This is a genomic window from Oceanicella sp. SM1341, from assembly GCF_003448965.1.
Taxonomy (GTDB): Bacteria; Pseudomonadota; Alphaproteobacteria; order Rhodobacterales; family Rhodobacteraceae; genus Paroceanicella.
Genome location: NZ_QRGC01000022.1, coordinates 75,181 through 99,504 on the forward strand (window position 1 = coordinate 75,181; position 24,324 = coordinate 99,504).

At 68.4% G+C, this 24,324-nt stretch carries 29 protein-coding genes and 1 tRNA gene; 18 read left to right on the plus strand and 12 right to left on the minus strand.

Annotated elements, in window-relative coordinates; all coding sequences use genetic code 11:
- Window positions 1-13: 13 nt before the first annotated feature.
- The gene (locus D3P35_RS18035; RefSeq protein ID WP_232830545.1) at window positions 14-523 is read right to left on the minus strand and encodes a MarR family winged helix-turn-helix transcriptional regulator; all 510 of its coding nucleotides are present in this window, start codon (window positions 521-523) and stop codon (window positions 14-16) included.
- Window positions 524-657: 134 nt separating this feature from the next.
- Between D3P35_RS18035 and D3P35_RS18040 the strand changes: the two genes are divergently transcribed.
- From D3P35_RS18040 to D3P35_RS18075, 8 genes are read left to right on the plus strand one after another with little or no spacing between them, the layout of a single operon-like run.
- Window positions 658-1,596, plus strand: a complete 939-nt coding sequence (locus D3P35_RS18040) for a PDR/VanB family oxidoreductase (RefSeq protein WP_118136364.1) — start codon at window positions 658-660, stop codon at window positions 1,594-1,596.
- Window positions 1,597-1,610: 14 nt separating this feature from the next.
- On the plus strand, window positions 1,611-2,957 hold the full coding sequence (locus D3P35_RS18045) for an aromatic ring-hydroxylating dioxygenase subunit alpha (RefSeq protein ID WP_118136366.1): 1,347 nt from the start codon (window positions 1,611-1,613) through the stop codon (window positions 2,955-2,957).
- A complete protein-coding gene (locus tag D3P35_RS18050; RefSeq protein WP_118136368.1) occupies window positions 2,954-3,466 on the plus strand; it encodes an aromatic-ring-hydroxylating dioxygenase subunit beta in 513 nt (170 codons plus the stop codon). Before D3P35_RS18045 ends, D3P35_RS18050 begins: the two co-directional genes overlap by 4 nt.
- A gap of 11 nt (window positions 3,467-3,477) precedes the next feature.
- Complete coding sequence (locus tag D3P35_RS18055) at window positions 3,478-5,112, plus strand: AMP-binding protein (protein WP_118136371.1); 1,635 nt, start codon at window positions 3,478-3,480, stop codon at window positions 5,110-5,112.
- Entirely contained in the window at window positions 5,109-6,281 is a 1,173-nt protein-coding gene (locus tag D3P35_RS18060) for a thiolase family protein (protein ID WP_118136373.1), read from the plus strand. Before D3P35_RS18055 ends, D3P35_RS18060 begins: the two co-directional genes overlap by 4 nt.
- On the plus strand, window positions 6,278-7,522 hold the full coding sequence (locus tag D3P35_RS18065) for an SDR family NAD(P)-dependent oxidoreductase (protein ID WP_118136375.1): 1,245 nt from the start codon (window positions 6,278-6,280) through the stop codon (window positions 7,520-7,522). The genes D3P35_RS18060 and D3P35_RS18065 overlap by 4 nt, the downstream gene beginning before the upstream one ends.
- The gene (locus tag D3P35_RS18070; RefSeq protein WP_118136377.1) at window positions 7,519-8,304 is read left to right on the plus strand and encodes a cyclase family protein; all 786 of its coding nucleotides are present in this window, start codon (window positions 7,519-7,521) and stop codon (window positions 8,302-8,304) included. Before D3P35_RS18065 ends, D3P35_RS18070 begins: the two co-directional genes overlap by 4 nt.
- Complete coding sequence (locus D3P35_RS18075) at window positions 8,301-9,020, plus strand: SDR family NAD(P)-dependent oxidoreductase (RefSeq protein ID WP_118136379.1); 720 nt, start codon at window positions 8,301-8,303, stop codon at window positions 9,018-9,020. Before D3P35_RS18070 ends, D3P35_RS18075 begins: the two co-directional genes overlap by 4 nt.
- A gap of 143 nt (window positions 9,021-9,163) precedes the next feature.
- On the opposite strand, the gene D3P35_RS18080 is transcribed toward D3P35_RS18075, so the two are convergent.
- Both D3P35_RS18080 and surE read right to left on the minus strand, forming a co-directional pair.
- Window positions 9,164-9,541: an ester cyclase gene (locus D3P35_RS18080; protein WP_118136381.1), complete on the minus strand. Its 378-nt coding sequence runs from the start codon at window positions 9,539-9,541 to the stop codon at window positions 9,164-9,166.
- A 4-nt stretch (window positions 9,542-9,545) separates the two neighbouring features.
- Window positions 9,546-10,331 (minus strand): 5'/3'-nucleotidase SurE, encoded by a 786-nt coding sequence (gene surE, locus D3P35_RS18085; protein ID WP_118136383.1) that lies wholly within the window; start codon window positions 10,329-10,331, stop codon window positions 9,546-9,548.
- 142 nt (window positions 10,332-10,473) lie between these two features.
- Between surE and D3P35_RS18090 the strand changes: the two genes are divergently transcribed.
- A tRNA-Arg gene (locus D3P35_RS18090) sits at window positions 10,474-10,550 on the plus strand.
- Between the two features lie 90 nt (window positions 10,551-10,640).
- Here D3P35_RS18090 and D3P35_RS18095 read toward each other — a convergent pair.
- The 7 genes from D3P35_RS18095 to D3P35_RS18125 all read right to left on the minus strand — a co-directional run bounded on the left by D3P35_RS18095 (window position 10,641) and on the right by D3P35_RS18125 (window position 13,991).
- A complete protein-coding gene (locus D3P35_RS18095) occupies window positions 10,641-11,708 on the minus strand; it encodes a site-specific integrase (protein WP_157982193.1) in 1,068 nt (355 codons plus the stop codon).
- Window position 11,709: 1 nt separating this feature from the next.
- Window positions 11,710-11,913 carry a hypothetical protein gene (locus tag D3P35_RS18100; protein ID WP_118136387.1) on the minus strand — a complete coding sequence of 68 codons (204 nt, stop codon included), beginning with the start codon at window positions 11,911-11,913 and terminating at the stop codon, window positions 11,710-11,712.
- The gene (locus tag D3P35_RS18105; protein WP_118136389.1) at window positions 11,910-12,149 is read right to left on the minus strand and encodes a hypothetical protein; all 240 of its coding nucleotides are present in this window, start codon (window positions 12,147-12,149) and stop codon (window positions 11,910-11,912) included. Before D3P35_RS18105 ends, D3P35_RS18100 begins: the two co-directional genes overlap by 4 nt.
- A complete protein-coding gene (locus D3P35_RS18110) occupies window positions 12,146-12,772 on the minus strand; it encodes a hypothetical protein (protein WP_198670682.1) in 627 nt (208 codons plus the stop codon). Before D3P35_RS18110 ends, D3P35_RS18105 begins: the two co-directional genes overlap by 4 nt.
- Entirely contained in the window at window positions 12,769-12,954 is a 186-nt protein-coding gene (locus tag D3P35_RS18115; protein WP_118136393.1) for a hypothetical protein, read from the minus strand. The genes D3P35_RS18110 and D3P35_RS18115 overlap by 4 nt, the downstream gene beginning before the upstream one ends.
- Window positions 12,954-13,172, minus strand: a complete 219-nt coding sequence (locus D3P35_RS18120) for a hypothetical protein (RefSeq protein ID WP_118136395.1) — start codon at window positions 13,170-13,172, stop codon at window positions 12,954-12,956. The genes D3P35_RS18115 and D3P35_RS18120 overlap by 1 nt, the downstream gene beginning before the upstream one ends.
- Before the next feature lie 423 nt (window positions 13,173-13,595).
- The gene (locus D3P35_RS18125; RefSeq protein ID WP_118136398.1) at window positions 13,596-13,991 is read right to left on the minus strand and encodes a helix-turn-helix domain-containing protein; all 396 of its coding nucleotides are present in this window, start codon (window positions 13,989-13,991) and stop codon (window positions 13,596-13,598) included.
- A 412-nt stretch (window positions 13,992-14,403) separates the two neighbouring features.
- On the opposite strand from D3P35_RS18125, the gene D3P35_RS18130 reads away from it, so the two are divergent.
- The 6 genes from D3P35_RS18130 (at window position 14,404) to D3P35_RS18155 (ending at window position 18,181) form a co-directional block, all read left to right on the plus strand.
- Window positions 14,404-14,895: a hypothetical protein gene (locus D3P35_RS18130; RefSeq protein ID WP_118136400.1), complete on the plus strand. Its 492-nt coding sequence runs from the start codon at window positions 14,404-14,406 to the stop codon at window positions 14,893-14,895.
- A 142-nt stretch (window positions 14,896-15,037) separates the two neighbouring features.
- Entirely contained in the window at window positions 15,038-15,463 is a 426-nt protein-coding gene (locus D3P35_RS18135; protein ID WP_118136402.1) for a hypothetical protein, read from the plus strand.
- On the plus strand, window positions 15,456-16,088 hold the full coding sequence (locus D3P35_RS18140) for a DUF1376 domain-containing protein (protein ID WP_118136404.1): 633 nt from the start codon (window positions 15,456-15,458) through the stop codon (window positions 16,086-16,088). Before D3P35_RS18135 ends, D3P35_RS18140 begins: the two co-directional genes overlap by 8 nt.
- Window positions 16,089-16,233: 145 nt before the next feature.
- A complete protein-coding gene (locus D3P35_RS18145; RefSeq protein WP_157982194.1) occupies window positions 16,234-16,836 on the plus strand; it encodes a hypothetical protein in 603 nt (200 codons plus the stop codon).
- A complete protein-coding gene (locus D3P35_RS26240; RefSeq protein ID WP_157982195.1) occupies window positions 16,833-17,549 on the plus strand; it encodes a hypothetical protein in 717 nt (238 codons plus the stop codon). Before D3P35_RS18145 ends, D3P35_RS26240 begins: the two co-directional genes overlap by 4 nt.
- Window positions 17,549-18,181, plus strand: a complete 633-nt coding sequence (locus tag D3P35_RS18155) for a hypothetical protein (protein ID WP_118136410.1) — start codon at window positions 17,549-17,551, stop codon at window positions 18,179-18,181. Before D3P35_RS26240 ends, D3P35_RS18155 begins: the two co-directional genes overlap by 1 nt.
- Before the next feature lie 332 nt (window positions 18,182-18,513).
- Here D3P35_RS18155 and D3P35_RS18160 read toward each other — a convergent pair whose 3' ends face one another.
- Both D3P35_RS18160 and D3P35_RS18165 read right to left on the minus strand, forming a co-directional pair.
- A complete protein-coding gene (locus D3P35_RS18160; protein WP_118136412.1) occupies window positions 18,514-19,431 on the minus strand; it encodes an MBL fold metallo-hydrolase in 918 nt (305 codons plus the stop codon).
- A 62-nt stretch (window positions 19,432-19,493) separates the two neighbouring features.
- Complete coding sequence (locus D3P35_RS18165) at window positions 19,494-20,726, minus strand: NAD(P)/FAD-dependent oxidoreductase (RefSeq protein ID WP_118136414.1); 1,233 nt, start codon at window positions 20,724-20,726, stop codon at window positions 19,494-19,496.
- Between the two features lie 204 nt (window positions 20,727-20,930).
- Here D3P35_RS18165 and D3P35_RS18170 point away from each other — a divergent pair, with 204 nt between their 5' ends.
- The 3 genes from D3P35_RS18170 to D3P35_RS18180 all read left to right on the plus strand — a co-directional run bounded on the left by D3P35_RS18170 (window position 20,931) and on the right by D3P35_RS18180 (window position 24,173).
- A complete protein-coding gene (locus tag D3P35_RS18170) occupies window positions 20,931-22,550 on the plus strand; it encodes a winged helix-turn-helix domain-containing protein (protein WP_198670683.1) in 1,620 nt (539 codons plus the stop codon).
- A gap of 493 nt (window positions 22,551-23,043) precedes the next feature.
- A complete protein-coding gene (locus D3P35_RS18175; protein WP_118136417.1) occupies window positions 23,044-23,319 on the plus strand; it encodes a hypothetical protein in 276 nt (91 codons plus the stop codon).
- A 137-nt stretch (window positions 23,320-23,456) separates the two neighbouring features.
- Window positions 23,457-24,173, plus strand: a complete 717-nt coding sequence (locus tag D3P35_RS18180; RefSeq protein ID WP_118136419.1) for a hypothetical protein — start codon at window positions 23,457-23,459, stop codon at window positions 24,171-24,173.
- Window positions 24,174-24,324 lie beyond the last annotated feature (151 nt).

Genomic DNA, 24,324 nt, shown 5'->3' on the forward strand with positions numbered 1-24,324 from the left:
GCCCCCGGGCGCCTCAGCGCGCGAGGGCGACGAGAAACGCCTTCAGCCGGCGCCGGTCCGCGGCGGGGAAGCGCGAGAGCACCTGCGCCTCGTGCCCGCGCGCGAGGCTGAGCAGCGGCTCTACCCGCGCGCGGCCCTCTGGCGTGAGCGAGACGAGTGCCAGCCGGCGGTCCGAGGGGTCGGAGCGGCGCAGCACCAGGCCCGCGCGCTCCATCACGTTCAGCGTCTTGGTGAGGCGGGGCTGGTCGAACAGGGTCTGGTGGGCGAGCTCGGTCACCTTCAGCCCCTCGCGCGAGGCGAGACAGGCGAGGATGCGCCATTCCGGCACCCGCAGCCCGTGCGCCGCCACAAGGGTGTGAAACTCGGCGCTGGCCCGCGCGCTGGCGGCGGCGAGCAGGTAGAGCAGGTAGTCGTCGGTGAAGCCCGGGCTCAGCGGCGGCTCCTGCTCCGGCGCGGGCAGGGGGGCGGCATCTGCTTCGGGGGCGAGGCGCGCGGCGTCGTTCTGGTCGGCGTCGGTGGTCAAGCGGGTCTCCCTCGTGTCGGGCCTGTCTACACAAGCGCTGGCGCCCTGTCGTGGTTTTTCGAAAGCAGATTGACAGACCAGGATTCCACGTCAAGAATGCATGAAAATTCATGAAAGAAAAGCCAGCAGGAGAGATGCCAGTGACCAGCCTGACCATGACGGTACGCGAGATCCGCGAGGAGACGCCGCGCATCCGCTCCGTGGTGCTCGAGACCGCGGCGGACGCACCGCTGCCGGGGTTCGAGGCCGGGGCGCATCTGCGCGTCTCGCTGCCGGGCGGGGGCGACCGGGCCTATTCGCTGGTCGACCTGCCGCAGTGGCGCGACGGCCGGCACTACGTGCTGGGCGTGCTGCTGGAGGAGAACAGCACCGGCGGTTCCACCCACATGCACGGGCTGAAGGTGGGCGACAGGCTCACCGTCACCGCGCCGCAGAATCACTTCCCCCTCGGCGCGGGACCGGTGCATCTCATCGCGGGGGGCATCGGCATCACGCCCATCCTCTCCATGGCCGCGGCGCTGGAGGCGGCGGGGCGCGACTACGTGCTCGACTATTACGGCCGTTCCGAGGGGCATCTCGCCTTCCTCGCCGAGCTTACCGCGCTCTGCGGGCCGCGCCTTCGCGTGCATTACGACGATGCCGGCGCCGTGCCTCTGGCCGAGACCGTCGCCGCCGCCGCGGCCTCGGGCGCCGAGATCCATGTCTGCGGGCCCAAGGGGATGATCGAGGCGGTGCGGGCTGCGGCCGGCGCGGCCCCGGTGCGCTTCGAGATCTTCACCGCCGAGCCGGCGGCGCAGGAGGGCGACGCGCCCTTCGAGGTGCAGGCCGGCCGCGACGGCCCGGTCATCACCGTGAACCCGGGCCAGAGCATCATCGAGGCCCTGGAGGACGCAGGCATCGATGTCGTCTATGATTGCCAGCGCGGGGACTGCGGCATCTGCCAGGTCGACGTGCTGGAGGGCATCCCGGACCACCGCGATGTCGTGCTCTCCGAGGCCGAGCGCGAGTCCAATTCGGTGATGCAGATCTGCGTGTCGCGGGCGAAGAGCGCGCGGCTGGTCCTCGACCTCTGACAGGGAGACAGAACGTGAGCAAATACGCCAGCAATCCCGACGCCATCCGCGCCCTGGTGCGGCCCGAAGAGGTGCACCGCGACGTCTACACCAGCCCGGAGGTGTTCCGGCTGGAGATGCGCCATCTCTTCGCCAACACCTGGGTCTACGTGGGCCACGCCAGCCAGATCCCGGAGAAGGGCGACTACATCACCACCGAGATCGGCGACCAGCCGGTGCTCGTGGTGCGCCACACCGACATGTCGGTGCATGTGCTCTACAACCGCTGCCCGCACAAGGGGGTGAAGATCGCCTCGGAAGCCTGCGGGAACACGGGGAAATTCTTCCGCTGCCCCTACCACGCCTGGTCGTTCAAGACCAATGGCAACCTGCTCGCCATCCCGCTGAAGAAGGGCTACGAGAACACCGGGCTGGAGAACTCGGAGGCGGTGAAGGGCCTCGCCCCGGTGGCGCATGTGAAGGTCTACCGCGACTTCATCTTCGCCAGGCTCAACGACGCGGGCGAGAGCTTCGAGGAGTTCTTCGGCGAGAGCCTGTCCTCGATCGACAACATGATCGACCGCTCGCCCGAGGGGAAGCTGGTGCTCGAGGGCGCGCCGCTGCGCTACATGCACAACTGCAACTGGAAGATGCTGGTCGAGAACCAGACCGACACCTGCCACCCGATGGTGGCGCATGAGAGCTCGGCCGGCACCGCCGTTTCGGTGTGGGAGAAGGAGCAGGCCAAGGGCGGGCCGAAGCCGATGGCCGTCGAGGTCTACGCGCCCTTCATGGCGCCCTACGAGTTCTTCGAGGGCATGGGCATCCGGGTCTGGCCGCATGGCCACGGGCACACCGGGGTCACCACCTCGATCCACGCCGACTACTCGGCCGTGCCGGGCTACTTCGACCAGATGGTGGAGACCTACGGCGAGGAGCGCGCACGCCAGATCCTCGGCGAGAACCGGCACAACACGGTCTATTTCCCGCACATCATGGTGAAGGGCCCGATCCAGACCCTGCGCCTGTTCAAGCCCATCGCGGCGGACAAGACGCTGGTGGAGAGCTACACCTTCCGCCTGGTCGGCGCGCCGGACATGCTCTTCGAGCGCACGCTGATGTACAACCGGCTGATCAACGCGCCCACCTCCATCGTCGGCCACGACGATCTCGAGGTCTACGAGCGCGCGCAGAAGGGCCTCGCGGCCGACGCGCTGGAATGGGTCAACGTCCAGCGCCTCTACGAGCCGGGCGAGGACCACGAGGAGACCGCCATCGCCAACGGCACCTCCGAGCGCCAGATGCGCAACCAGTTCGCCGCCTGGGTGCATTACATGACCCTCGACATGGAAGAGCCCGCCCGCGTGGAGGCCGCAGAATGACCACCGACACCCTGACCCGCCTCACCCCCGACACGGTGACCGAGGCCGACCTCACCGCCTTCATCTACCGCGAGGCGCGCCTGCTCGACGAGCTGCGGTACGAGGACTGGCTGAAGCTCTACACGGAAGATGCGCATTACTGGATGCCGGCCGAGTGGCAGCAGACCGACCCGCGCCTGCAGGCCTCGCTGATGTACGAGGACATGCTGCTGCTGCGCATCCGCGTGGAGCGGCTGGCCGGCGCGCGCACCTTCTCGCAGAAGCCGAAAAGCCGGGCCCAGCACCTGCTGCAGGCCCCGCAGGTGGACGAGATGAACCCGGGCGCGAACCTGTTCCGCACCTGGACCTCGTTCCACTACGTCGAGACCCGGGGCGACGAGAAGGAATTCTTCGCCGGCTGGGCGAAGCACGAGATCCGGGTGGAGGAGGGGGCGCTGAAGATCGCGCTCAAGCGGGTCGACCTGCTGAACTTCGACGCGCCCTTCGGCAATATCCAGCTCTTCATGTGAGGCCCCGACACATGCGCATCGACGAGACCGTCGCCGTGAGGCTGGCGGAAACCGCAGCCCGCCACCCGAACCGGCCCTTCCTCAACGTCCTGCCCGAGACCGCCGCCGTCTACGGCATCGCGCCGGGCGAGATCACCTATGCCGAGGCGGCCGCGAAGGTGGCCGCGCTCACGCAGGCCTATCTCGACGCGGGCCTCGGCGGCGACGGGCAGGTGGACCGGGTGGGGCTGCTGCTGCTCAACCGCCCGGATTTCGTGTTCCATTTCATCGCGCTCAACGGGGCCGGCATCTCCATGGTGCCGATCAACCCCGACCTGCGCGCGGCCGAGCTGGAATACCTCATCTCTCATTCCGAGATGCGCATGGCCGTGGCGGTGCCCGAGCGGCAGGAGGACCTGGTGCAGGCCGCCGCCGCCATGGACATCACCCTGCCGGTGATCGGGCCGGATGACGTGCTGCCCTCCTTCGGCGCGATGAAGGCCCCGCCCGCGCCGAGCTCCGAGACCGAGGCCGCACTGCTCTACACCTCGGGCACCACCGGCCAGCCCAAGGGCTGCGTGCTGCCCAACGAGTATTTCCTCGTCTGCGGCGAGTGGTACCGCGACGTGGGCGGCCTCTCCGCCGTGCGGGAGGAGCCGGCCGAGCGCATGCTCACCCCCCTGCCGGTGTTCCACATGAACGCGCTCGCCGTGTCGCTGATGGCGATGATCACCGTGGGCGGCTGCCTCACCGTGCTGGACCGGTTCCATCCCCGCACCTGGTGGCAGAGCGTGCGCGACAACCGCTCCACCTGCTTCCACTATCTCGGCGTGATGCCCTACATCCTCATGGGCCTGCCGGAAAACCCGGCCGACGCGGAGCATGGCGCGCGCTTCGGCTTCGGCGCGGGCATCGACCCCACCCTGCACGCGCCGTTCCAGGAGCGTTTCGGCGTGCCGCTCATCGAGGGCTGGGCGATGACCGAGGTCGGTGTCTCCGGCTCGATCACCGATGGCCGGCCGGACCGCGTGCCCGGCCGCGCCTGCATCGGCCGCCCCTGGGACGGGGTGGAGACGAAGGTGATCCGCGAGGACGGCTCGGAGGCCGAGGTCGACGAGCCGGGGGAGCTGCTCATCCGCCGCTCCGGCCCGCGCCCCGGCATGGGCTTCTTCCGCGAGTACCTCAAAAACCCCGAGGCCACGGCCGAGGCCTGGGCCGGCGGCTGGTTCCACACCGGCGACATCGTGCGGCGCGACGCGGAGGGGGATTTCTTCTTCGTCGACCGGCGCAAGAACGTGATCCGCCGCTCGGGCGAGAACATCGCCGCGGTGGAGGTGGAGAGCGCGCTCGTCGCCCATCCCGCCATCCGCTCCGTCGCCGTGGCGGCGGTGCCCGACGCGGTGCGGGGCGACGAGGTGATGGCGCTGATCGTGCCGGCCGAGGGCTACGAGGGCAGTGCGGAGCTCGCCGAGCAGATCACCCGCTGGTGCCTCACCCGGCTCGCCTATTACAAGGCTCCGGGCTGGACCGCCTTCGCCGATGAGCTGCCTCTCACCGCCACCTCCAAGATCCAGCGCGGGGTGCTGAAAACCCTCGCGGCGGAGCTGGTGGAGAGCGGGCAGGCGCATGACACCCGGGCGCTGAAAAAGCGCGACGCCGCGGCATGAGGGCAAGATCGGTCCGCAGCTACGAGGATGTCGTCATCGCCGTCCCCGTATCGGTGCCTTACGTGCGCTACTCACAGGAGAGCGCGCATTGGTGGATCGCCGCCGCCCTGCGCGGGTTGGTGAAGGGGGCGGGCATCACGCCCGGCGATATCGACGGCTTCACCGTCTCCTCCTTCTCGCTCGCGCCGGACACGGCGGTGGGGCTCACCCAGCATCTCGGCCTCTGCCCGCGCTTTCTCGAGCACATCCCCATGGGCGGCGCCTCGGGCGTGGTGGCGGCCCGGCGCGCGGCGCGGGCGGTGCAGGCGGGCGATGCCGAGATCGTCGCCTGCGTGGCGGGCGACACCAACCATATCGACAGTTTCCGCAGCCTGCTCGGCAGCTTCTCGCGCTTCGCGCTCGAGGCGTCCTACCCCTACGGCGCCGGGGGCCCGAACGCGAGCTTCGCGCTGCTCACCGACGGCTACATGCGCCGCTACGGCGCCACGCGGGAGGATTTCGGCCGCATCTGCGTCGCGCAGCGGGCCAACGCGCTCACCTACCCGCAGGCGATCATGAAGAAGCCGCTGAGCCTCGAAGAGTACATGTCCGCCCGGCCCATCGCCGACCCGGTGCATCTCTTCGACTGCGTGATGCCGGTGGCAGGCGCCGAGGCCTTCCTCGTGATGCACGAGGACACGGCGAAGGAGCGCGGGCTGCCCTATGCCCGCCTCGCAGGCGCCATCGAGCGGCACAATGCCTTCCCCGAAGATCCGCTGCAGATGCGCGGCGGCTGGGAGTTGGACGTGGCTGACCTCTGGTCTGCCGCCGGCTGCCGGCCGGACGCGGTCGACCTCGTGCAGACCTATGACGACTACCCGGTGATCGTGATGATGCAGATCGAGGATCTCGGCCTCTGCGGCAAGGGCGAGGCGGCGGAGTTCCTGCGCGGCCATGACCTCACCAACGCGGGCACGCTGCCGCACAACACCTGCGGCGGCCAGCTCTCGGCCGGGCAGGCCGGGGCCGCCGGCGGTTTCATCGGCTTCGTGGAGGCGCTGCGCCAGGTCACGGGGCAGAACCTTGCCGCGCCGGTGGCAGGCGCGCGCCGCGCCCTCGTCTCGGGCTTCGGCATGGTGAACTACGACCGCGGTGTCTGCACCGCCGCTGCCGTGCTGGAGGCCGCATGAGCGAACACACCCCGCTTGCCCGCCCGCCGCGGAAAGACCCCACCGCCGTCACCCCGCTGGCGCATCGCCCGCCGGGCAGCCCGAGCCGGGCAGGGCTGTTCTTCGCCGCCCATGCCGCGCGCGGCGCATTCGCCCTGCAGGAGTGCGGGGAGTGCGGCACCCGCATCTGGCCGCCGCGCGATGCCTGCCCGAAATGCCTCTCGGCCGACATCCCCTTCACGCCCGCGCCCACCGGCGGCGAGGTGATCGCCGAGACCACCATCCGCGTGACGCACGAGCTCTTCTACCGTGGCCGCGGGCCCTGGCGCGTCGGCACCGTGCAGCTCGACTGCGGCCCGGTGGTGACCGCGAACCTGCACCGCGACGTGACCACCGGCGCGCGGGTGCGGATGATCGCCCGGCTCGACCTCGCCGGCACGCCGCTGATGATGGCCCTTCCCGCGAAGGAGACCCCCCTGATGGACGAGGACCCCGCCCTGCGCGGCCTCACCGCCCACCCGCGCCACCGCCGCGTGCTGGTGACCGACGGGCGCAGCGCCCTCGGCCAGGAGACCGCCCGCGCGCTGCTGAAGGCCGGTGCCGCGAAGGTCTTCCTCGGCGTCGCCGATGCCTGGAAGCCCTTCCCGGGCGCCGAGCGCATCGCGGCCGAGGAGGGCATCGAGATCGTGCCGCTCGACCTCTCCGACACCCGCTCCGTGGTCGATCTCGCCGGCGCCATCGGCGGCAAGACCGACATCATCGTGAACACGGCCGACCATGTGCGCCCCGGCGGCGTGATGGGCCAGAGCGTTGCCCTCGCGCGCGAGAGCTTCGAGACCAATGTCTTCGGCCTGCAGCGCCTCGCGCAGGTCTTCGCCCCCGGCATGCTGGGCCGGGCGAATGACGGGGTGAACAACGCCGTCGCCATTCTCGACGTGACACCGGTGGCGGCACTGTCGAACTGGAATGTCTACGGCATGCACTCCGCCTCCGCCGCCGCCCGCCTCTCGGTGCTGCAGGGCCTGCGCGCCGAGCTGCGCGACGGCGGCATCCGGGTGATGAGCGTGTTCATTGGCCCGGTGGAGGACGACTGGCACCAGGCCGTGCCGCCGCCGAAGCTCGCGCCGAAGGCGGTGGCGGCAGCCGTGGTGAAGGCCCTCGCCGAGGGCATCGAGGAAAGCTTCACCGGCGACGTGGCCCGCGATGTCTTCGCGCGCTGGAGCGCCGATCCCAAGGTGCTGGAGAGGGAGTTGCAGCGATGACCGGCGTTCTCGGAGACCTCGCGCTCGCGCTGGCCAGCGGCGCGGTGGAGGTGGTCGACCTCACCCATGCGCTCACCCCGGATTTCCCGGTCATCGTGCTGCCGCCCGAGTTCGGCCAATGCGCGCCCTTCCGCATCGAGGAGGTGAGCCGCTACGACGCCCGCGGCCCGGCGTGGTACTGGAACAACATCTCGATGTCCGAGCACACCGGCACGCATTTCGACGCCCCCGCCCACTGGGTGACCGGGCGCAACCAGCCCGGCGGCACGGTGGACGCGGTGGCGCCCGACAGGCTCGTCGCCCCGGTCTGCGTGATCGACATGTCCGGCCCCGCGGCCGAGGACCCCGATTTCATCATGACCGCCGCACACGTGGCGGCATGGGAGGCCGAGCACGGCGAGATCCCGGCCGGCGCCTGGGTGCTGATGCGCACCGACTGGGCGAAGAAGGCCGGCACGCCGGCCTACGTGGGGCTCGACGCGACCGGCGCGCATTCCCCCGGCCCCGACGCCTCGGCCATCGAGGCGCTGCTCGCGCGCGACATCATCGGCTTCGGCACCGAGACCGTGGGCACAGACGCAGGGCAGGGCGCGCATCTCTCGCCACCGTACCCGGCGCATTCGCTGCTCCACGGCGCGGGCAAGCTGGGCCTGCAATGCCTCGCCGGGCTCGACCGCCTGCCGCCCGTGGGCGCGATGCTGATCGCGCCGCCGCTCAAGATCGCGGGGGGCTCGGGCAGCCCGCTGCGCGTTCTCGCCCTCATCCCCGGAAAGACAGCATGACCCATACCGTTCTCATCACCGGCACCAGCTCCGGCATCGGCGAGCGCCTGGCCCGGGAGATGCTCGACAAGGGCTGGAAGGTGATCGGCCTCGCCCGCCGCAGGGCGGAGTGGGAGCACGCCGATTTCGACCAGATCTCCGTCGACCTGATGGACCCCGCCGCCGTGGCCGAAGTCGCCGCCGGGCTGAAGGGCCGCGGCGTGAGCCATGTCGTCCACAACGCCGGGCTGATCTATCCCAACCTGGTGGAGGACGCGAAGCCCGAGGAGCTCGCTGCCCTCACCCAGATCCACCTCGCCGCCCCGCTTGTGCTCACCCAGGCGGTGCTGCCGGAGATGCGGGCGGCGAAGTTCGGCCGCATCGTCTTCGTCACCTCCCGCGCCGCGATGGGCGTGCCGACCCGCAGCGCGTATTCGGCCACCAAGGCCGGCGTGCACGGCATGATGCGCACCTGGGCGCTCGAGCTCGGGCCCGACGGCATCACGGTGAACACGGTCGCCCCGGGCCCGATCCTCACCGACAATTTCTGGGGCATCGTCGACAAGGGCTCCGAGCGCGAGAAGCGCATCGGCGAGCAACTCCCGGTCCGCCGGCTCGGCACCACCGAGGACGTGACCCGCGCGGTGCAGTTCTTCGCCGACCCCGCGGCGGGTTTCGTCACCGGCCAGGTGCTGTTCGTCTGCGGCGGCGGCAGCCTCGGCGGGTTGTCGCTCTGAGGGGGGCCGGCAGGGCCTTCGGCCGGGCAGCCCTGAGCGCGCGGCCGAGCGCCGCCGGGGGCTCCGGATCCCGTCTCACCGCGCGCAGCATTGCCGTTCCGTTCCGGATCGCCGACTGATGCGCGCCGGGGCGGGGGCCGGCCTCAGAGCTGTGCTGCGATCCCCGCCGTGTCGATCAGAGACCAGACCTGCGCGATGCGCCCCTCGTGGTAGCGGTAGAATACATGCTCGGCGAAGCGCACCCTCCGGCCGTTCACCGGCAGTCCGAAGAGCATGCCCTTCGGATGGCAGTCGAAGGCGAGGCGGGCGGCCACGTCGACGCCCCCGCTCACCAGCGAGACCAGCTCGAAGCGCAGGTCGGGGATGGCCTCGACATCCCCCTCCAGCATCGCGCGGTAGCCGGCGAGGCCGAGGGGGCGGTCGTTGTGCACCACGTCGCCGGCCACGAAATCGCCCAGCCGCGCCCAGTCCCGCGCATTGAGGCAGTCGATGTAGGCGCGGTAGGCCGGGGCGAGCTCCATCCGCTCAGCCCAGCGAGGGGGCGAGCTTCTCCACCAGGTCGTGCGCGGTGAGATCGGCGCGCAGGGGCGTGACGGTGATGTTGCCCTCGTAGGCCTCGCGCGCGTCGGTGCCGGGGCCGGCGGTGTCGTTCGCCTGGCCGTGGGTGAGCCAGAGATAGGTGCGCCCGTTCGGCGCCACCTGGCGCTGCACGCCGAAGGTGGCGGTGGCGCGGTGGCCCTGGCGCGTGGCGGTGACGCCCTTCACCCCGTCGGCCGGGCAGGGCGGGAAGTTGATGTTGTAGAACACGCCGTAGCGGTGCTCCTCCCAGATATCCGCGTCGAGGATCTGCCGGATCACCCGGGCGCCATGGGCGCGGGCGGCGGCGAACGGGTCGTCCAGCTCGCGGTTGCCGGGACCGAAATACTGCGACAGCGCGATGGCCCGGCGGTCCTGCAGCGCGGCTTCCATCGCCCCGCCGATAGTGCCGGAGTAGAGGGTGTCCTCGGCCACGTTATGGCCGCGGTTCACGCCCGAGAGCACCAGGTCGGGCTGGCACTCGGCCATCACCTCGTAGAGCCCGGCCATCACGCAATCGGCCGGCGAGCCCTCCACGGCATAGCGGCGCGGGCCCAGCGGCTCGAGCCGCATGGGGCGGATGTAGGACACGCAATGCCCGACGCCCGACTGCTCGAAGGCCGGGGCCACGACCCAGACCTCGCCGTCGGGCCCCGCGAGCTCGGCCGCGATGGCTTCCGCCGCCGCGAGCCCGGGGGCCGAGATGCCGTCGTCATTGGTGATGAGAATGCGCATGTGCTGCTCCTGCTTGCCTGCCCCTGATGTCTTAGGGGCCGTGGCGGCGCCCGTCCAGCCCGGCGGGCGGCGGCGGGGCAAAGAGAGACTTTGCAAAGCCGGACCGGTCCTGTAAGCAGCGCCGGAGACCACCTCCCTCCGCGGCCCCGTAGCTCAACTGGATAGAGCAAGGACCTTCTAAGTCCGAGGTTGCAGGTTCGAGCCCTGCCGGGGTCGCCATCCTGAAAATAAGCGCCTGAAATAAATCTGGAAATCTGGAAAGTGCTCCACAAAGTGCGGGGGGTGGGGCACTCGGGGCTGAAATTCACATCATCCGATGTTCACGTTACGTAGGCGCTCCATGGCCGAGACGGCGAGCGCCCAACGGTTCGCGGAGCGCGTATAGATCGCGCTCGTCCGGGGGTTCGTGTGTCCCAGAACGGCCATGATCTCGTGCTCTGAGCATCCCAGTTCCGCCAGCAGGCCGCCCGCCGATTTTCGGACGCCATGAGCGGACCTGCCGCTGAGCCCTGCCTCCTTCGTCCATTGCTGCATCTTGTTGCCCAGGCCGGCGACTGCGTAAGGTCTGCCGAAGCTGGTGACGAGGAAGGGCGTCCGCAGCGCCTTGTCCCGTCCGATGATCGACACGCGGTTCGCTGCCGGTCCGTCGATCGCCGCGGCCAGCGGTGGCAACACCGGGATGTCGACCGGGTGACCGGTCTTGTCCTGGAACCACGAGATAGCCTGCACGCCATTGATCACCCGCAGGTGCTCCCGACCGAGCCGGGCGAGGTCCTGCCGTCTGCAGGCTGTGAAGATGAGCAGCATCATGGCAAGGTGAGCCTGGCTGCCGCTCTTGTGGTGCTCCAGGAACTGCTGCAGCTCTGCAGCAGACCAGGGCGTATAGCCCTTTCCCGACGTCTCCATTTTCGGCACGTCCCGGATCGGGTTCACGTCGGCCATCCCGGCCTCGACGGTCCATGCGTACATGGCCTTGAGCGCTTTCAGCAGGTTGTTCGCGCCGTGCGGCGTCGCCCTGCGGCTGTTCAACATGGCTCGCACGGAGCGCGATGTGATCCCGAACGCATCCCGGTCGCCATGTTCCAGCGCAATGCCCGAGAGGATCGCGGTGCGCTGCTTGAGGGTGGAGGGCGACAGCCTGCCTTCCATCGCTTTCAGGTAGCGCCCGATGAGCCATTCCAGCGAGCCGCGAAGTGTCGTGTCCGCCTCGGGCGCTGGCAACGGCTCCCCTCCGCGGGCTGCATCGTAGGCCCGCATGAATTCAGGGCTGCCTGGCTGGCCGGGGATCGTCACCGTCTTGCCGTGTCGCCGGAAGCGGTAGCGCCACTGGCCGTTCTTGCGACGCTCCCGGAAGAGAAATGGCAGCTCTACGCGCATCTCATTCTCCAATGACATCATCCCAGCCCCTCAGCTTTCCCTTGCGCCGGCTCGATTCGTCCATCCTCTCGGTGATCACCTCCACCACGCCTCCCGGCTTGGTGATGACCCGCGTGACGTCGAGGCCGCACGCCTGTGCGGCCCGGATCGCCCGCGCGATCGCGGCATCGGTCGTCTTCCCTCTGGATGCGGCCTCGGGCATCATCGCTCTTCCTTCTCCGGCCGGCACGTCGGGCAGGGCATGCAGCCGTTGTCCCAGCGCGGGTGCCACGAGACGAAGCCCCGCCCGCGGCAGTGGACGCAGGATCTCCTCGCCCCTTCCACCAGCCGCACCACCTGGTCGGCTGCCGCTTCCTGCGTCTCGTGCCGGCCGTGGTGGATCATCTCGTACACGTGGTGCGCGCCGTCCTTGTCGCGCCGGATGGTGAAGCTGCTGCTCATGCTGCGGTCCTCATCGCGTGCTCGCCCCACTGGTCGGCCATCGCCTCGGCGATGCCGGGGAAGAACCGTGAGCGTTCGCGCCAGCGGTCGGGCCCGGGCGGCATGCGGTGCACCCGCGCCTCGCGGCCGGCGACGATGTCGGTGGGCTGCAGCAGCGGCAGGTTCTTGAGCCACAGGCAGGTGCGCTTGCTCTCGCCATGCCCGTATTGCCACGGCTGCACGCTCTGCGCCGGCGGCGCGTAGTTCGCGATACGCTCCTTGGCGTGCCTGTGCATCACCGGGTTCTCGACCGCGATACGCTCGATGGGAGCATTCCAGAAGGCGGAGAACAGCGCAGCGCCCTCGTCCAGCTCCGCCCACATCTCGGCGCGCGTGCGGCCCGCCGGCGGCTTCGAGAGCCAGCGCACGCCGCTGTTGCACAGCCGGGTGCAGGGCGGGTGCGCGACAATCAGCAGATCCCACCCGGCGTCGAGCAGGTTCCGAGCATCGCCCACGATATGCTTGTTGGAGCGGTCCTCGGCCGGCAGCAGGTCGCAGGACCAGGCGTCATGCCCGCGCTCCGCGAAGGCGCGACGCACGATGCCGGAGAACTCGCAAGCGACGAGCACGCGCATATCCCTCATGCGAGCCCCCAGAGGCAGAGGCGGGCGAGCAGCAGCCAGCCGAGCGCGCCGAGAGCGCCGGCCAGCAGGTACGGGCGCAGGCCGGCGAGCTTGCGCCCGAGCGCCTCGACCGCGAGCCAGAGCAGCAGCGCGCCTACGGCAGCACCGGCGCAGGCGGCGAAGATCCACGGAAGCGCGGTCATCACCGGCCCTCCCTCAGCCCGGCGCGGTGCCGGGCGATCTCCGCGCGCATGCGGGTGATGGTGCGGAGCTCGACCGACAGCCGGTGTTCGGCCTCGAGGGCAACGCGGTCTGCCGTCTCGAAGACAACCTCGGCCGCAACGGTGAAGCCGCCGTGGGCGTGCATCATCCCGTCATGGATCAGCCCGGCCACCCGGGCGGAGGGCTCGCCGATCTTCATCGGGCGGCCCGCCCGGTCGCGCGGCTGGCGGGGACGTAGCGCGCTGAACCATCGGCAGCGGTGACCATGCGCAGGGCCGGTAGAGCCCCTTCGTGTTTGAGGACCAGGAGGGCGAGACTTTTCAGGGATGCTGATCCGGTGCGTTGCAGTGCGAGGATGTCGCGAGCTTCGTCCTGCCTTTGTGAGCCTACGGGCATTCTGGCCTCCCTCATTGAATGGGAGGACAGGGATAATAGACGTTTCGTCCACTGTCTACAGAAAAATGGACGAAACGTCTATTTACAGAACGTATGAAGAACGGCAAGAAGGGACTGAGTCGGCTAAGGTTTGCCGGTGGATAGGCTAGGAGGGTGTTTTGTACGGAGCGCGCGAGTGTGTGGTGATAATTCTGCCGAGGGTGCTGCCCCTGAGTACCTGGCTAACTTATCGCATCCTGTTCGCGAGGCCGTCGATAAGACGCGAGCGCAAATCGAGAGGAGCGTCTGAGAGGTCGCCTCGATAAACAAAATCCATCCCGACTCCGTACAAAACCGCAATGTTCTCAGCTGTGCGCAGAGTCAGTTCCTTCTTCCCGTTCTCGATCTTAGTCAGAGAGCTGCGATCCAGTTCTATACTATCGGCGAACTCCGCCTTAGTGAGGCCCAGAGCCTCCCGAAGAGCTGTCACACGAGGGCCGACTCGTTCGGGACGGCTTTCGTTCGGGATGAGGTGATTGAGAACCTTGCGCATTGAGTCAATCTGCCGGAGATGGACGATTTGTCTATCGACGTAGCGTCCAAGTTGACAAATGGACGTATCGTCCATAATCATGTTGCCCATGACCAGCACTCCCACCGTTCGAGACCTGATTGACAGGTGGCCGTCCCGGCAAGCGCTCGCCGAAGCGGTAGGCGTCAAGATCGGCGCGGTGCATGGTTGGTTCAAACGCACTTCGATTCCGGCACGATACCACTGGGCGTTTCTGTCTGCCTGCGAGAATTGCGGGATACGTGTGTCGGCTCGGGAACTTTGCCGTGCTCACAGCCACGACGAGGTGGCGTGATGGTTCAAGGGACCGAACTACAACGTTCCGTTCGGGCGCATGTCCATCGCACTCGCAGCGGGGGCACCATGCCCACCTCCGCTCGTCTGGCTGAATCGCTCTCTCCCGCACCATACCCCCCCTGTCACCACGTCACCATGGCCGTCCGGCCCGTGTGACGACAGGGAATAGCTCACCGGAGGTTTTGACATGCGCCCACAGCGCCCGAACTCCTACACCGAGATGATCTCCGACGCGCTAGATGTGGCCGGTCGGAAGCTGGCCTGCGCCGAGCTCGGCAAATCGCCGTCCACCCTCAGCCGCTGGACGGACCCCGACACCGAGACCGGCCGACGCATGTCGGTGAAGGACCTCGACCACCTGGCCCGCACCTCGCCGACCGCAGCGGCGGTGCTGTCGCGGCATTTCGCGGCGCTGGCCGGCGGCTTCTTCATGCCCGGGGTGGCCGGGGAGGGGGACATCTCGCAGGCCGCGGGCGCGGTGATGATGCGGGTGGGCGAGACGCAGGTCGCGCTGCTCGAAGCGCTCGGCCCGCGGTCGAGCCTGCGCGGTGATCTCACACGGGAGGAGGCGCAGCACATGCGTCCGCTGGTGGTCGAGGACATCGATGCCTGCGCCGCGCTCCTGGCACTGATCGACGAGCGGCTCAGGCCGCAGGTGATCCGGGGTGGCGCCGCATGAGCGCGCGCCTCCTAATGAGCATCGGCCGGCCGGGGAGCCGGCCGCAGGCGTGCCGGGCGCTTCCCGGCAACCTCCCTGTTGGACTTGGGCGCGGCGCGGGCTTCGGCCCCGCCGCGCCTCTTTTCGTCGGGGAGAGCGCGTGATGGTCGGCATCGCCACCACCAGCTACGACGATTACGAGGCCGAGGTGCTCCTGGTGGCCAAGGGCGCCACCTGCAAGCAGGCGGCGGAGGAGGCGGGGGGCAGTGGCTACCTGTCGTCCTGGCTCATAAAGCGCGGCGTGAGCGTGAAGGCGGTGCGTGCGGTCGGCCCTGACCGGGCCGCGCTGCGCGCGCTGTGCGACCGCGAGCCGGTAAAGCGTCCTTCGGCGCCCCGGGCCCTGCATAAGGTCAAGCCCCGGCCGAAACTCACACCCGAGCAGGATCTCGACAGGCGCTCCAGGAAGGCGCTCGAGCAACTGCGTCGCGGCGCGCTGCCGCTCACCGTCGCGCGGCTGGTCAACCTCGACCTCGCCCGCGTGACCGAGCTGCGCGCCGCCCTGCAGAGAGGCGACTACCGCAATGCATGATCTCCCCCTCTACCCGGTCGCCCCGGGCCTGCGCCTGCGCGGCGATTGGGTGCCGAACCACTTCCGCCGCTTCCTCAACTCCCGCTTCGTGGCCACCGTCGACTACGCGGCCGGCTTCGCTGCGGTGATCCTCTGGTCCGCCGCCTGCGACCAGGACCCGGTCGGCACGCTGCCCGAGGATGACGTAGAGCTCGCGCGCCTTGCGGGTTTCGGCCGCGACATCGCCGCCTGGGAACGGCTGCGCGAGGGCGCGCTCTATGGCTGGCGTCCCTGCGCGGTCGACCAGGACGGCACGCTGATCCGCCGGCTCGCCCACCAGACCGTCACCGAGGTGGTGGTCGAGGCGATGTCGCGGATGGAGAAGTCGCGCCAGAAGTCGGAGGCCGGCGCCGAGCGCGCGCTGCTCTCCCGCCTGCGGGCGCGGATGCGAGAGGCCGGCGCCTCGGCCCGGCTCACCGAGCGCGAGGACTTCGTCACCGCGGTGCTCACGCAGCTGCGCGGCGGCAACCTGCGCTGGAACAGTGCCAACGTCCGGGCGGCGATGGAGGACGTGCAGATGCGCCTCGATCTCGGCGGAGGCGTGGCCGACATGCCGCGTGCCGTGGGGCGGGGAGGCGGCTTTTGAAAACTGTTTCGCGAGTGCTGCGCAACTGTTGCGCGAAACTGTTTCGCACCCACAGGACACGACAGGACAGGAAAATACCCCCCTTACCCCCTGAAACACTTCGCCTGTGGATAACTCCGGATCCTGCAGAGAGAGGCCCGAGCAGATGACCATCGACAGCGAGACGCCCGAACGTCCGACCAGCGGCACAGCCGCAGTACGTGAGCTGGTGATCGATCGGCTCAACGCGGCCGGCTTCCAGCGCCCGACCGGCACCACGGTGGAGGCGCACCGGGCTGAGCTCGAGCGTATCGCTGCCAAGCTCGCGTACTTCGACCGCGCCGATCTCTCCACGCTGGCCGAGGGCCTGATGAGCATGGGCGAGGGTAAGGCGGGTGACCGCTGGCCGCGTGAGGTGCGGGTGCTGAAGCTCGCCCACACGATCAGCGCGCCGCCTCCGGGCTTCGACCGCAAGGTGACCAGCTTCATGGCCTGCGCCGTGGGCCGTCGTGCCCAGGCGGAAGGCTGGGCCGGGCCGTTGCTCTCGGCGCTGAGGAAGCCGGGCCCACCGCCGACCTCGGACTACGCGCTGGAGCAGCTGCGCGCGCAGGCTGCCGAGGAGCGCCGCCGGCTGCAGATCATCGAGGAGCGTCTCGCGGCGGGACAGGTTCTGGCCGAGGACGACGCCAGGTTCCGCAGCTTCTGGGACCGGCGCGAAAAGGTGGCCACGCAGTTGGTGCGCGGCGAGGCGGCGGAGGGCAGGGCGTGAGCGGAAGGTTCGGCAAAGTGTCCAGAAGGCTGCCCTCGGCGCTGGAGTTCGAGCAGAGCGGAACAGTGGTGCGCGCGCGCTGCCACTACTGTCGGAAGAACGACACCATGCAATCCAGCGGCGGCAGGCATCGGGCGCCGCCAGAGGAGGCGCACAAGTTCTTCATCCACCGAGGCTGGACCGGCCTCACCGGTAAGAAGCCGGCATGTCCGGCGTGCGTGTCGAAGTTCAGGGCGATCAAGGCGCGGGAGCGCGAGGAGAAGACGGCAATGAAAGAGGTAGGCAAGACGGCGGGGCCGGTGGTCGACAAGGAGGTGCAGATCCGGACAGAGGCAGGGTGCCAGACGCCGCTCGTGGCGCAGATGGGCCGGGCCGACCGCCGGAAGGTGTTCCGGGCGATCGATGAGGCATACTCGGAGGACGGCGGCGGTTATGTCGGCGGGGAGACGGATCACACCGTGGCGTCGGCCGCCGGCGTGCCGGTGGTCTGGGTGGAGCGCATCCGCGAGGAGGAGTTCGGGCCGGCGGTCAACGAGGACGCGCGGAAGCTCGAGGCCGACCTGGCAGCGATCAGCACGAAGGCGCGTAAGGCGGAAGAGGACGCGCTGGCCGCGGCGGCACTGGCGGAGGAGGCGTCGAAGGAGGCGGTGGCCTGGGGCAAGCGGTTCGCGCGGCTGCGGGATGCGATGGGCCCGAAAGGGGCGCGCGTCTGATGGCGGCTGGTCGCAAGCGCAAGGTGGCGACGACGCTGTCGAAGGTGGAACTCGGCGGGCCCGACCAGGACCTCGGCGCCGGGGTGACCCGGCCGGTGCCGGTGGCGCGGGGCAGCGTCTGCCGGGTGAAGGTCACGCGGGACCCGGTGACCGGCGCCACCCGCATCGAGCCCCGGGACACCGAACAGCGCGAGGTGGGCGCGCGGGCCCGGCTGCGCATGGTCACCGAGCCGGTGCCGGAGGATGCGAACGGCCGCCGCCGCCGTCGCGTTCTCCACCCGGTGGAGGACATGTTCGTGCGCGGCATCCTCGACAAGCAGCAGCGGGCGGCCGGCCTCGCCCTGGCCGATGCCTGGGAGGGCTGCCAGCGCACGCCCACGGTCGACCTCTCGCAGCCCCGGGTGGACAGCTCGCCCCGGCCCGACGATAGGATGATGATCCTGCTGGAAGCGCAGGACCGTTACGCGCGGCTCGCCCGCCAGATCCCGGAGGGTGCCCGGGCGGTGGTCGAGCACGTGTGCTGCGAGGGGCGGTACCTGCGGGATGGATTCCTGCGGCAGCACCGCGACGTGGCCAAGGCGGTGGAGGAGCTGAAGATGGCTCTGTCGGTCGTGGGGGAGAGGATGTGGTGACGGGCTGACAGAGCCCGTCTCCGCGCCATGAAGAAGAGGTCCTTGCCAAAGCGCGGCCATGGTCTCGAAGCAGCCCTTCTTGTCGAAGCCAAGCTTCATGCTGCGCAGTGCACGATTAGGGCTAGCGGGCGGATAGCCGTCGTTTGCTATGCTTCGCATGAAAAACCGCGATGCGCAGAAAGCGGCCACACGGATCAGCTTGGCCTCGCCCTCACCCACCGCCGCGATCGGCCCTGGTCGAGACCGGCGCGCGGCTGGTGCGCCTTGCGCCGGACGATCATTCAAGCAACCTCGGCCGAGCGCCGTCGAGGGCGGACCAGACAGACTGGCGATCAGTAGTCCCAGAACACCGGTGCCCAACGAAAGCGGTCGCCGTCGACGGCCACGCGGCCGACAGAGGGGAACGGTAGATGGGTGGCCACCAGATAATCGCCGCTGGCGGCCAGTTCTTGCAGCAGACGACGCCTGACCCGCGCCGCCTCGCCGGGATCGTGTTCGAAGCCATTGTGCCAATCCGGGTGCTCGAACCCTACGGCGAAGATCGCATCGCCGGCGAACGTCAATCGGTCGCCGCCAGAGGCCACCCGAACGACACTGTGCCCCGGCGTGTGGCCGCCCGTCCGCTCGACGACGACCCCCGGAGCCACCTCGCGCCGTTGGTCGAAGAGCTGCAGCCGGGTCTGGTACTGGGCGAGGAAACGCCTCGCGGCGGCCGAGAGCGCATCGGGAAAGCCCGGCGGCATGTGGACGTGAGAGAAGTCGGGCGCGTCCCAGAACGCCGCCTCGGCCGCGGCGACATGGATCCTGAGGTCGGGACGCAACTTCTCCCGGACGCCATCGACAAGCAGCCCGCCGACATGATCCATGTGCATGTGGGTCAGCACCACGTCGGTCACCGCAGCCAGATCAATGCCTGCGTCGGCCAGTCGCCGCACCATCTGCCCGGCCCTCGGCAGGTTCAGGTCGGGGTCGAGGCCGAGCCCGGCGTCGATCAGGATCGTCTGAGCGCCGCTGCGAACAAGGACCTGGTTCAGCGCCCAGTCGAACTGGTCGCGCGGCAAGAACATCTCGTCGAACCAGGCCGAGCGCGCGCCGACGTCGACATTGTGGCCCAGCATCTCGGTCGGCAGGGGCAGGACGCCATCGCTGACGATCACGACGTCGATCTCGCCGATCTTGACGGCGTAGCGCGAGGGCACGAGCTCGGTTGAACCGGCGGGCACGCCCTTAAAGGCGGTTACGGGCTGCATGATTGGGTTTTCCTTTTCTGTGCCGCAAATGGAGCGGCTTGCGGTGTGGACGGTGGAGCGCGTTACGCGCTGGCAGCTTCTCCGCTGACGGACAGGTCGAGGACCTGCTCCGGCGCAATGGCGAAGAGCGTCTCGCGGTCGGGTGCGGGGGGATAGATCCAGACGGTGTTGATCTCGCGCTTCGTCGCCTTCGCGGTCTCGCCCGTCTGCTCAAGCTGCGGATCCCAGCCACGGGCGAAGATCGCTCCGGAGCTGCCCAGATCGAGGCAGACGACATAAGTCGGCTGCTGATACGGCTCAGTCGGGAGACCGAGAAGGTCAGCCGCGGCGTTGTGGCCGGCGAAGGCGCCGAGCCGGATGGCGAACTGGCAGGTCATCGGCGCGATGTTGCCCAGATCGTCGGCGACCGCCCGGGCCGTGTCGCCGGTCGCGAAGACGCCCGTGACGCCCGGGACACGCAAGTCGGGCTCCACGATGAGCCGGCCGAGCGTATCGCGCGGGGCGGGGATCTGGGCGGTCAGCGCCGAGGCGCGCATCCCGGCGGTCCAGATCACCGTGGCGCTGTCGATCCGCTGCCCGTTCGAGAGCGTCACGCCGCCATCGTCAAGAGCGGTCACGCCCACGTCGAGCATGATCTCGACGCCAGCGTCGGCGATCGCCTTGGCGATCACGGGCCGCGGATTGTCGCCGGTCTGCGGCGCGATCACGGCGCCTCGGTCCACGAGAATGACGCGCACGTTGGCATCAGCGCCTAAGATTGCACGCAGGCGCTCGGGTATCTCGGTTGCGGTTTCGATTCCGGTGAAACCGCCACCGGCCACCACAACGGTGTCGCGGGCCTGCGAGGCCGGTCGCCTTGCCAGAGCGTGAAGATGCCGGTCGAGCTTGACCGCCTCGTCCATCAGATCGACGCCGAAGCCGTGCTCGGAGAGGCCGGGAACGCCGGGGCGGAACCCCGTGCTTCCAGCTGCCAGGATCAGTCGGTCATAGGCGAGCGTTTCATGCCCGCCGTCCGGTCCGACGAAGCTGACCGAACTGGAGCTTGTGTCGATGGTTTCGACCGCGCCCTGGATGTACCGGATGCGAAGCTCGCGGAACAACTCGCCGAGGGGGGCCTTCATCGTTTCGGGTCGTGGCTCGTACAGTCTCGGTCGGATCGCAAGGAAAGGTTCGGGCGCAATCAGCGCGATTTCGACGTCGTCTGCGGAAGCGTGATGAAGGTGGCGGAGGCGCGCGGCGGATATCGCCGCGTAGAGCCCGGCGAACCCGGCGCCGATGATAAGGATGCGTTTCATCGCAGGTGTCTACCTCTTGTTGTGTCCATGCGATGCTGTCTGACATTGATCGGAGATAAATACTTTGCAAAGAGATCCATGAATGCTTGAGAAGATCTTGTTTTCTTGTCCCATATTGCGCAAACCGCACGTGCGAGGCGCCCACAAACGTGCTAACGATAAATCGGCCATCTAGACGGCAACATGCCCCTCAGGCGGCGGAGCGTGCACATTCGCTATCTATTCACAGACTTCGTCCTCGACACCGATCGGCGCGAGCTGACTAGGTTGGGCACAGCCGTGGCAGTCAGCCCCAAGGTGTTCGATCTCCTTCTGCACCTCGTCCAGAACCGGACGCAGGTCGTGAGCAGAGATGAGCTGATCGACGCCGTCTGGAACGGGCGGATCATCTCCGAGTCGACATTGGGCAGCCATATCAACTGGGCGCGAACGGCGATCGGCGACAGCGGCAAGGATCAACGGCTGATCCGGACAGCGGCCCGCCGCGGGTTTCGCTTCATCGGCGAAGTGATGGAAGATCAGCCTGCGGACCCGACAACGAACTTCGATTCGCCGTCTTCGGCGGCGGAAACACCTGAAGACGGATCGTGGACCATTTCGGACAAGCCGTCGGTCGCCGTTCTGCCGCTCTTGAATCTCAGCGGCCAACCAGATCAGGACTACTTCATCGACGGCATCGCCGAAGACATCATTTCGGAGTTGTCGCGCTGCCGCTGGTTGTTCGTGATCGCGAGAAATTCCAGCTTCACCTACAAGGGCCGCTCCGTCGACGCCCGGCAGGTGAGCCGGGACCTCGGCGTGCGCTATGTCCTCGAGGGCAGCGTCCGCAAATCTGCCGAGAGGGTGCGCATCACGGGGCAGCTCATCGACGCGACCACCGGAATGCATGTTTGGGCCGAGCGGTTCGATGGCGTGCTGGAGGACATCTTCGCGCTACAGGACCAGTTTGCTGCGAGCGTGGTCGGCGCGGTTGCGCCGCACCTCGAGCGCGCCGAAATCGAGCGCGCGAGACAGAAACCGACGAACAGCCTGAACGCCTACGATTTCTACCTGCGCGGTCTCGCCCTTGTTCATCGGGGAAGCCGTGAGTCAATCGACGAGGCGTTGGCGCTCTTCTGCAGGAGCATCCGTCTTGACCCGGATTTCGCCTCGGCACACGCCATGGCCGCCTGGTGCTACGTCTGGCGTAAGGTCAACGGCTGGGCGGTCGACCGATCGACCGAGGCGGCCGAGGGCATCGCCCTGGCGCGTCGGGCTGCGGAACTCGGCAGGGACGACGCGGTTGCGCTGACCAGAAGCGGACATGCGCTTGCCCATCTCGCCGGCGACATCGACGTCGGGGTCATGCTGATCGACAGGGCCCTCGAGCTGAACCCCAACCTGGCGTCGGCGTGGTTTCTCGGCGCCTATCTGCGAATGTGGCAGGGCGATCCGGAAGCCGCCATCGCATACTTCAACCGCGCCATGACGCTCAGCCCGATCGATCCAGAACTTTATCGAATGCAGGCAGGGGTTGCGATGGCGCATCTGTTTGCCCGCAGGTTCGACCTCGCCTGCAGTTGGGCCGAGAAGGCTTACGCAAATCTGCCGTCATTCGTGATGACAGTCGGGATTCTGTCTGCGGCCAATGCCCTCGCGGGCCGAATTGAGAAGTCTGAAAAGGCGATGAAGGAGCTCCGGACACTATGTCCCGGGCTTTGTGTTCGCGAAATTTCGGAATGGCTGCCAATCCGTCGACAACAGGATCTTTGCCTGCTTGCGGAAGGTTTATCCAAGGCTGGGCTTCCCTACGACCGATTGGCTGGACTGCCTGGTGGCAGCTAACGCCGTGGGATCATGCATGTGGATGGGCGCGGGAATCCGCGACTGATGCGGCAGGATGTACGCCTTAACCCCGACCGCCGCACCATCGGCAAAGAGCGTCTCGGACAGTAGACGATCGGCCTTATCGGTGTCCTCGAGAAATATGTCCCAAGGTTCGATTTCGCGGCCGTCGAGGTGAAGTCTGACCGCACTCCTTCCCTGATCCTGCGAACGAATGGCAGCTTTCAGGAAGCTCAAGTCTGGTGGTCAATGGCCGCAATGGGGATTCGAACCGGACGGCGTGCACTAAGATGTCGAATGGCGGCTTTGGGCCGAGAGCGTCGGCCCACGCCGGGCCAGATGTTCCTAGATACATGTTCGCTTTTGCGCTTTCCCGCCGGTCATCGAGGCTGTCACGTATCGCCGCGCTTCGCCCTGAAGAGTGTCGGCAGGCCTTCCGCTTCACCTTTCCTTATCCCTGTCGCGCGAGCCTCATGCCAACCGGAGGCCCGCCATGACCAACCCGACCACGCCCGACCACCCCGATCTTCTCGCTCCGCTCGTGGCGTGCTACCGCGAGCTCACCGAGTACAGCTTCCCGACCGTGCTCGCGGTGCGCCCCGATCTCGTCGACCAGATCCGGGACCTGGGCACGCGGCTCTGCATGCGCGGAGGCATGGCGGCGATGGCCGATGCCTCGGTGCATGTCCACCGCGAGACCGGCGATCGCCACGCCACGGGTTATCACTTCAACCGCTTGTGGGATGGCATCGGCCCCTGGCGCGCCTGAACCGCCCTCGTCTTCCTCGCAAAGCTCCCCCCTTGACACCTGAACACGTAATCGGGCAGTTAAATGCACAGTAGAGCAGCCCCGCCCGGAGACCCGGCGCGGGGTTTTTCGTTTCCCCCTCCCGACAGGTTGCCCCGATGCCCACCGGCTTTGACCGGCGCGATCTCGCGTCGCTGCAGCGCAGGCTTGCGGCCCTCGGGCGGGATGCGCCGGAGGTGTCGCGGCTGGCGCTGAACGACATGGCCTTCGCCGTGCACGCCGAGAACAAGAAGCTCATTGCGGAGGCGTTCGAGCAGCCGACACCGTTCACGCTGAACGCCTTCGTGGTGCGCAAGGCGACGGCCGCCTCGCTCTCGGCGGTGGTGGAGCGCAAGCCGGCGCAGCGGGGGCGGCATTACCTGGAGACGCAGGAGACGGGCGGCAAGCGCGGGCAGACCGGCTTCGAGCGGCTGCTCTCGCAGCGGCTGAAGTACAGCGGGATCATCCAGGCGGTGCTGCCGACGAAGCGCCTGCGTCGCAACCGCTACGGCAATGTCTCGCCCGGGGTGGCGCAGCAGATCCTCTCGGCGGTGCAGGCGCAGGGGGATGCCGCGAACAACACCACCGCCGCCTCGGCCAAGCGGGTAGGGGCCCGGCGCGCCGGCTACTTCGTGCCCTCGGAGGAAAGCCGTCTCTCGGCCGGTGTCTTCGAGCGCCGCGGCAAGCGCATCCGCAAGGTGCTCGCGTTCTCCGATCACATGCCGGGCTACACCCCGCGCTTCCCGATGGAGGAGCGCGCCCGCGACGTCGCCGCGGCCGCCGCGCCCGAGGCCTTCGAGCGGGCACTGGCCCGGACCCTGAAGCGCAGCCGCTGAGCCCTCGGGTCCTTCCCGCAGATCCCGGCCTCGGGGGTTATTCGCGCCCCGGTGCTTCGAGGTGTCCCGGGTCGGCCCGGGGTTGATGATGAGGTTGTTGTTGTTGTTGCAGAGCCCCGCCCATGACTGAGCCCTTCGATCTCGACGAGGC

Coding starts and splice junctions, on each gene's coding strand:
- D3P35_RS18165 (WP_118136414.1), bottom strand. CDS start 20,726: ATGAAACGCATCCTTATCATCGGCGCCGGGTTCGCCGGGCTCTACGCG.
- D3P35_RS18095 (WP_157982193.1), bottom strand. CDS start 11,708: ATGCGCGTAGAGCTGCCATTTCTCTTCCGGGAGCGTCGCAAGAACGGC.
- D3P35_RS18120 (WP_118136395.1), bottom strand. CDS start 13,172: ATGAAGATCGGCGAGCCCTCCGCCCGGGTGGCCGGGCTGATCCATGAC.
- D3P35_RS18145 (WP_157982194.1), top strand. CDS start 16,234: ATGACCATCGACAGCGAGACGCCCGAACGTCCGACCAGCGGCACAGCC.
- D3P35_RS18040 (WP_118136364.1), top strand. CDS start 658: ATGCCAGTGACCAGCCTGACCATGACGGTACGCGAGATCCGCGAGGAG.
- D3P35_RS18140 (WP_118136404.1), top strand. CDS start 15,456: ATGCATGATCTCCCCCTCTACCCGGTCGCCCCGGGCCTGCGCCTGCGC.
- D3P35_RS18050 (WP_118136368.1), top strand. CDS start 2,954: ATGACCACCGACACCCTGACCCGCCTCACCCCCGACACGGTGACCGAG.
- D3P35_RS18055 (WP_118136371.1), top strand. CDS start 3,478: ATGCGCATCGACGAGACCGTCGCCGTGAGGCTGGCGGAAACCGCAGCC.
- D3P35_RS18110 (WP_198670682.1), bottom strand. CDS start 12,772: ATGAGGGATATGCGCGTGCTCGTCGCTTGCGAGTTCTCCGGCATCGTG.
- D3P35_RS18065 (WP_118136375.1), top strand. CDS start 6,278: ATGAGCGAACACACCCCGCTTGCCCGCCCGCCGCGGAAAGACCCCACC.
- D3P35_RS18175 (WP_118136417.1), top strand. CDS start 23,044: ATGACCAACCCGACCACGCCCGACCACCCCGATCTTCTCGCTCCGCTC.
- D3P35_RS18075 (WP_118136379.1), top strand. CDS start 8,301: ATGACCCATACCGTTCTCATCACCGGCACCAGCTCCGGCATCGGCGAG.
- D3P35_RS18060 (WP_118136373.1), top strand. CDS start 5,109: ATGAGGGCAAGATCGGTCCGCAGCTACGAGGATGTCGTCATCGCCGTC.
- D3P35_RS18105 (WP_118136389.1), bottom strand. CDS start 12,149: ATGAGCAGCAGCTTCACCATCCGGCGCGACAAGGACGGCGCGCACCAC.
- D3P35_RS18135 (WP_118136402.1), top strand. CDS start 15,038: ATGGTCGGCATCGCCACCACCAGCTACGACGATTACGAGGCCGAGGTG.
- D3P35_RS18070 (WP_118136377.1), top strand. CDS start 7,519: ATGACCGGCGTTCTCGGAGACCTCGCGCTCGCGCTGGCCAGCGGCGCG.
- D3P35_RS18115 (WP_118136393.1), bottom strand. CDS start 12,954: ATGACCGCGCTTCCGTGGATCTTCGCCGCCTGCGCCGGTGCTGCCGTA.
- D3P35_RS18155 (WP_118136410.1), top strand. CDS start 17,549: ATGGCGGCTGGTCGCAAGCGCAAGGTGGCGACGACGCTGTCGAAGGTG.
- D3P35_RS18080 (WP_118136381.1), bottom strand. CDS start 9,541: ATGGAGCTCGCCCCGGCCTACCGCGCCTACATCGACTGCCTCAATGCG.
- D3P35_RS18100 (WP_118136387.1), bottom strand. CDS start 11,913: ATGATGCCCGAGGCCGCATCCAGAGGGAAGACGACCGATGCCGCGATC.
- surE (WP_118136383.1), bottom strand. CDS start 10,331: ATGCGCATTCTCATCACCAATGACGACGGCATCTCGGCCCCCGGGCTC.
- D3P35_RS18160 (WP_118136412.1), bottom strand. CDS start 19,431: ATGCAGCCCGTAACCGCCTTTAAGGGCGTGCCCGCCGGTTCAACCGAG.
- D3P35_RS18180 (WP_118136419.1), top strand. CDS start 23,457: ATGCCCACCGGCTTTGACCGGCGCGATCTCGCGTCGCTGCAGCGCAGG.
- D3P35_RS18125 (WP_118136398.1), bottom strand. CDS start 13,991: ATGGGCAACATGATTATGGACGATACGTCCATTTGTCAACTTGGACGC.
- D3P35_RS18130 (WP_118136400.1), top strand. CDS start 14,404: ATGCGCCCACAGCGCCCGAACTCCTACACCGAGATGATCTCCGACGCG.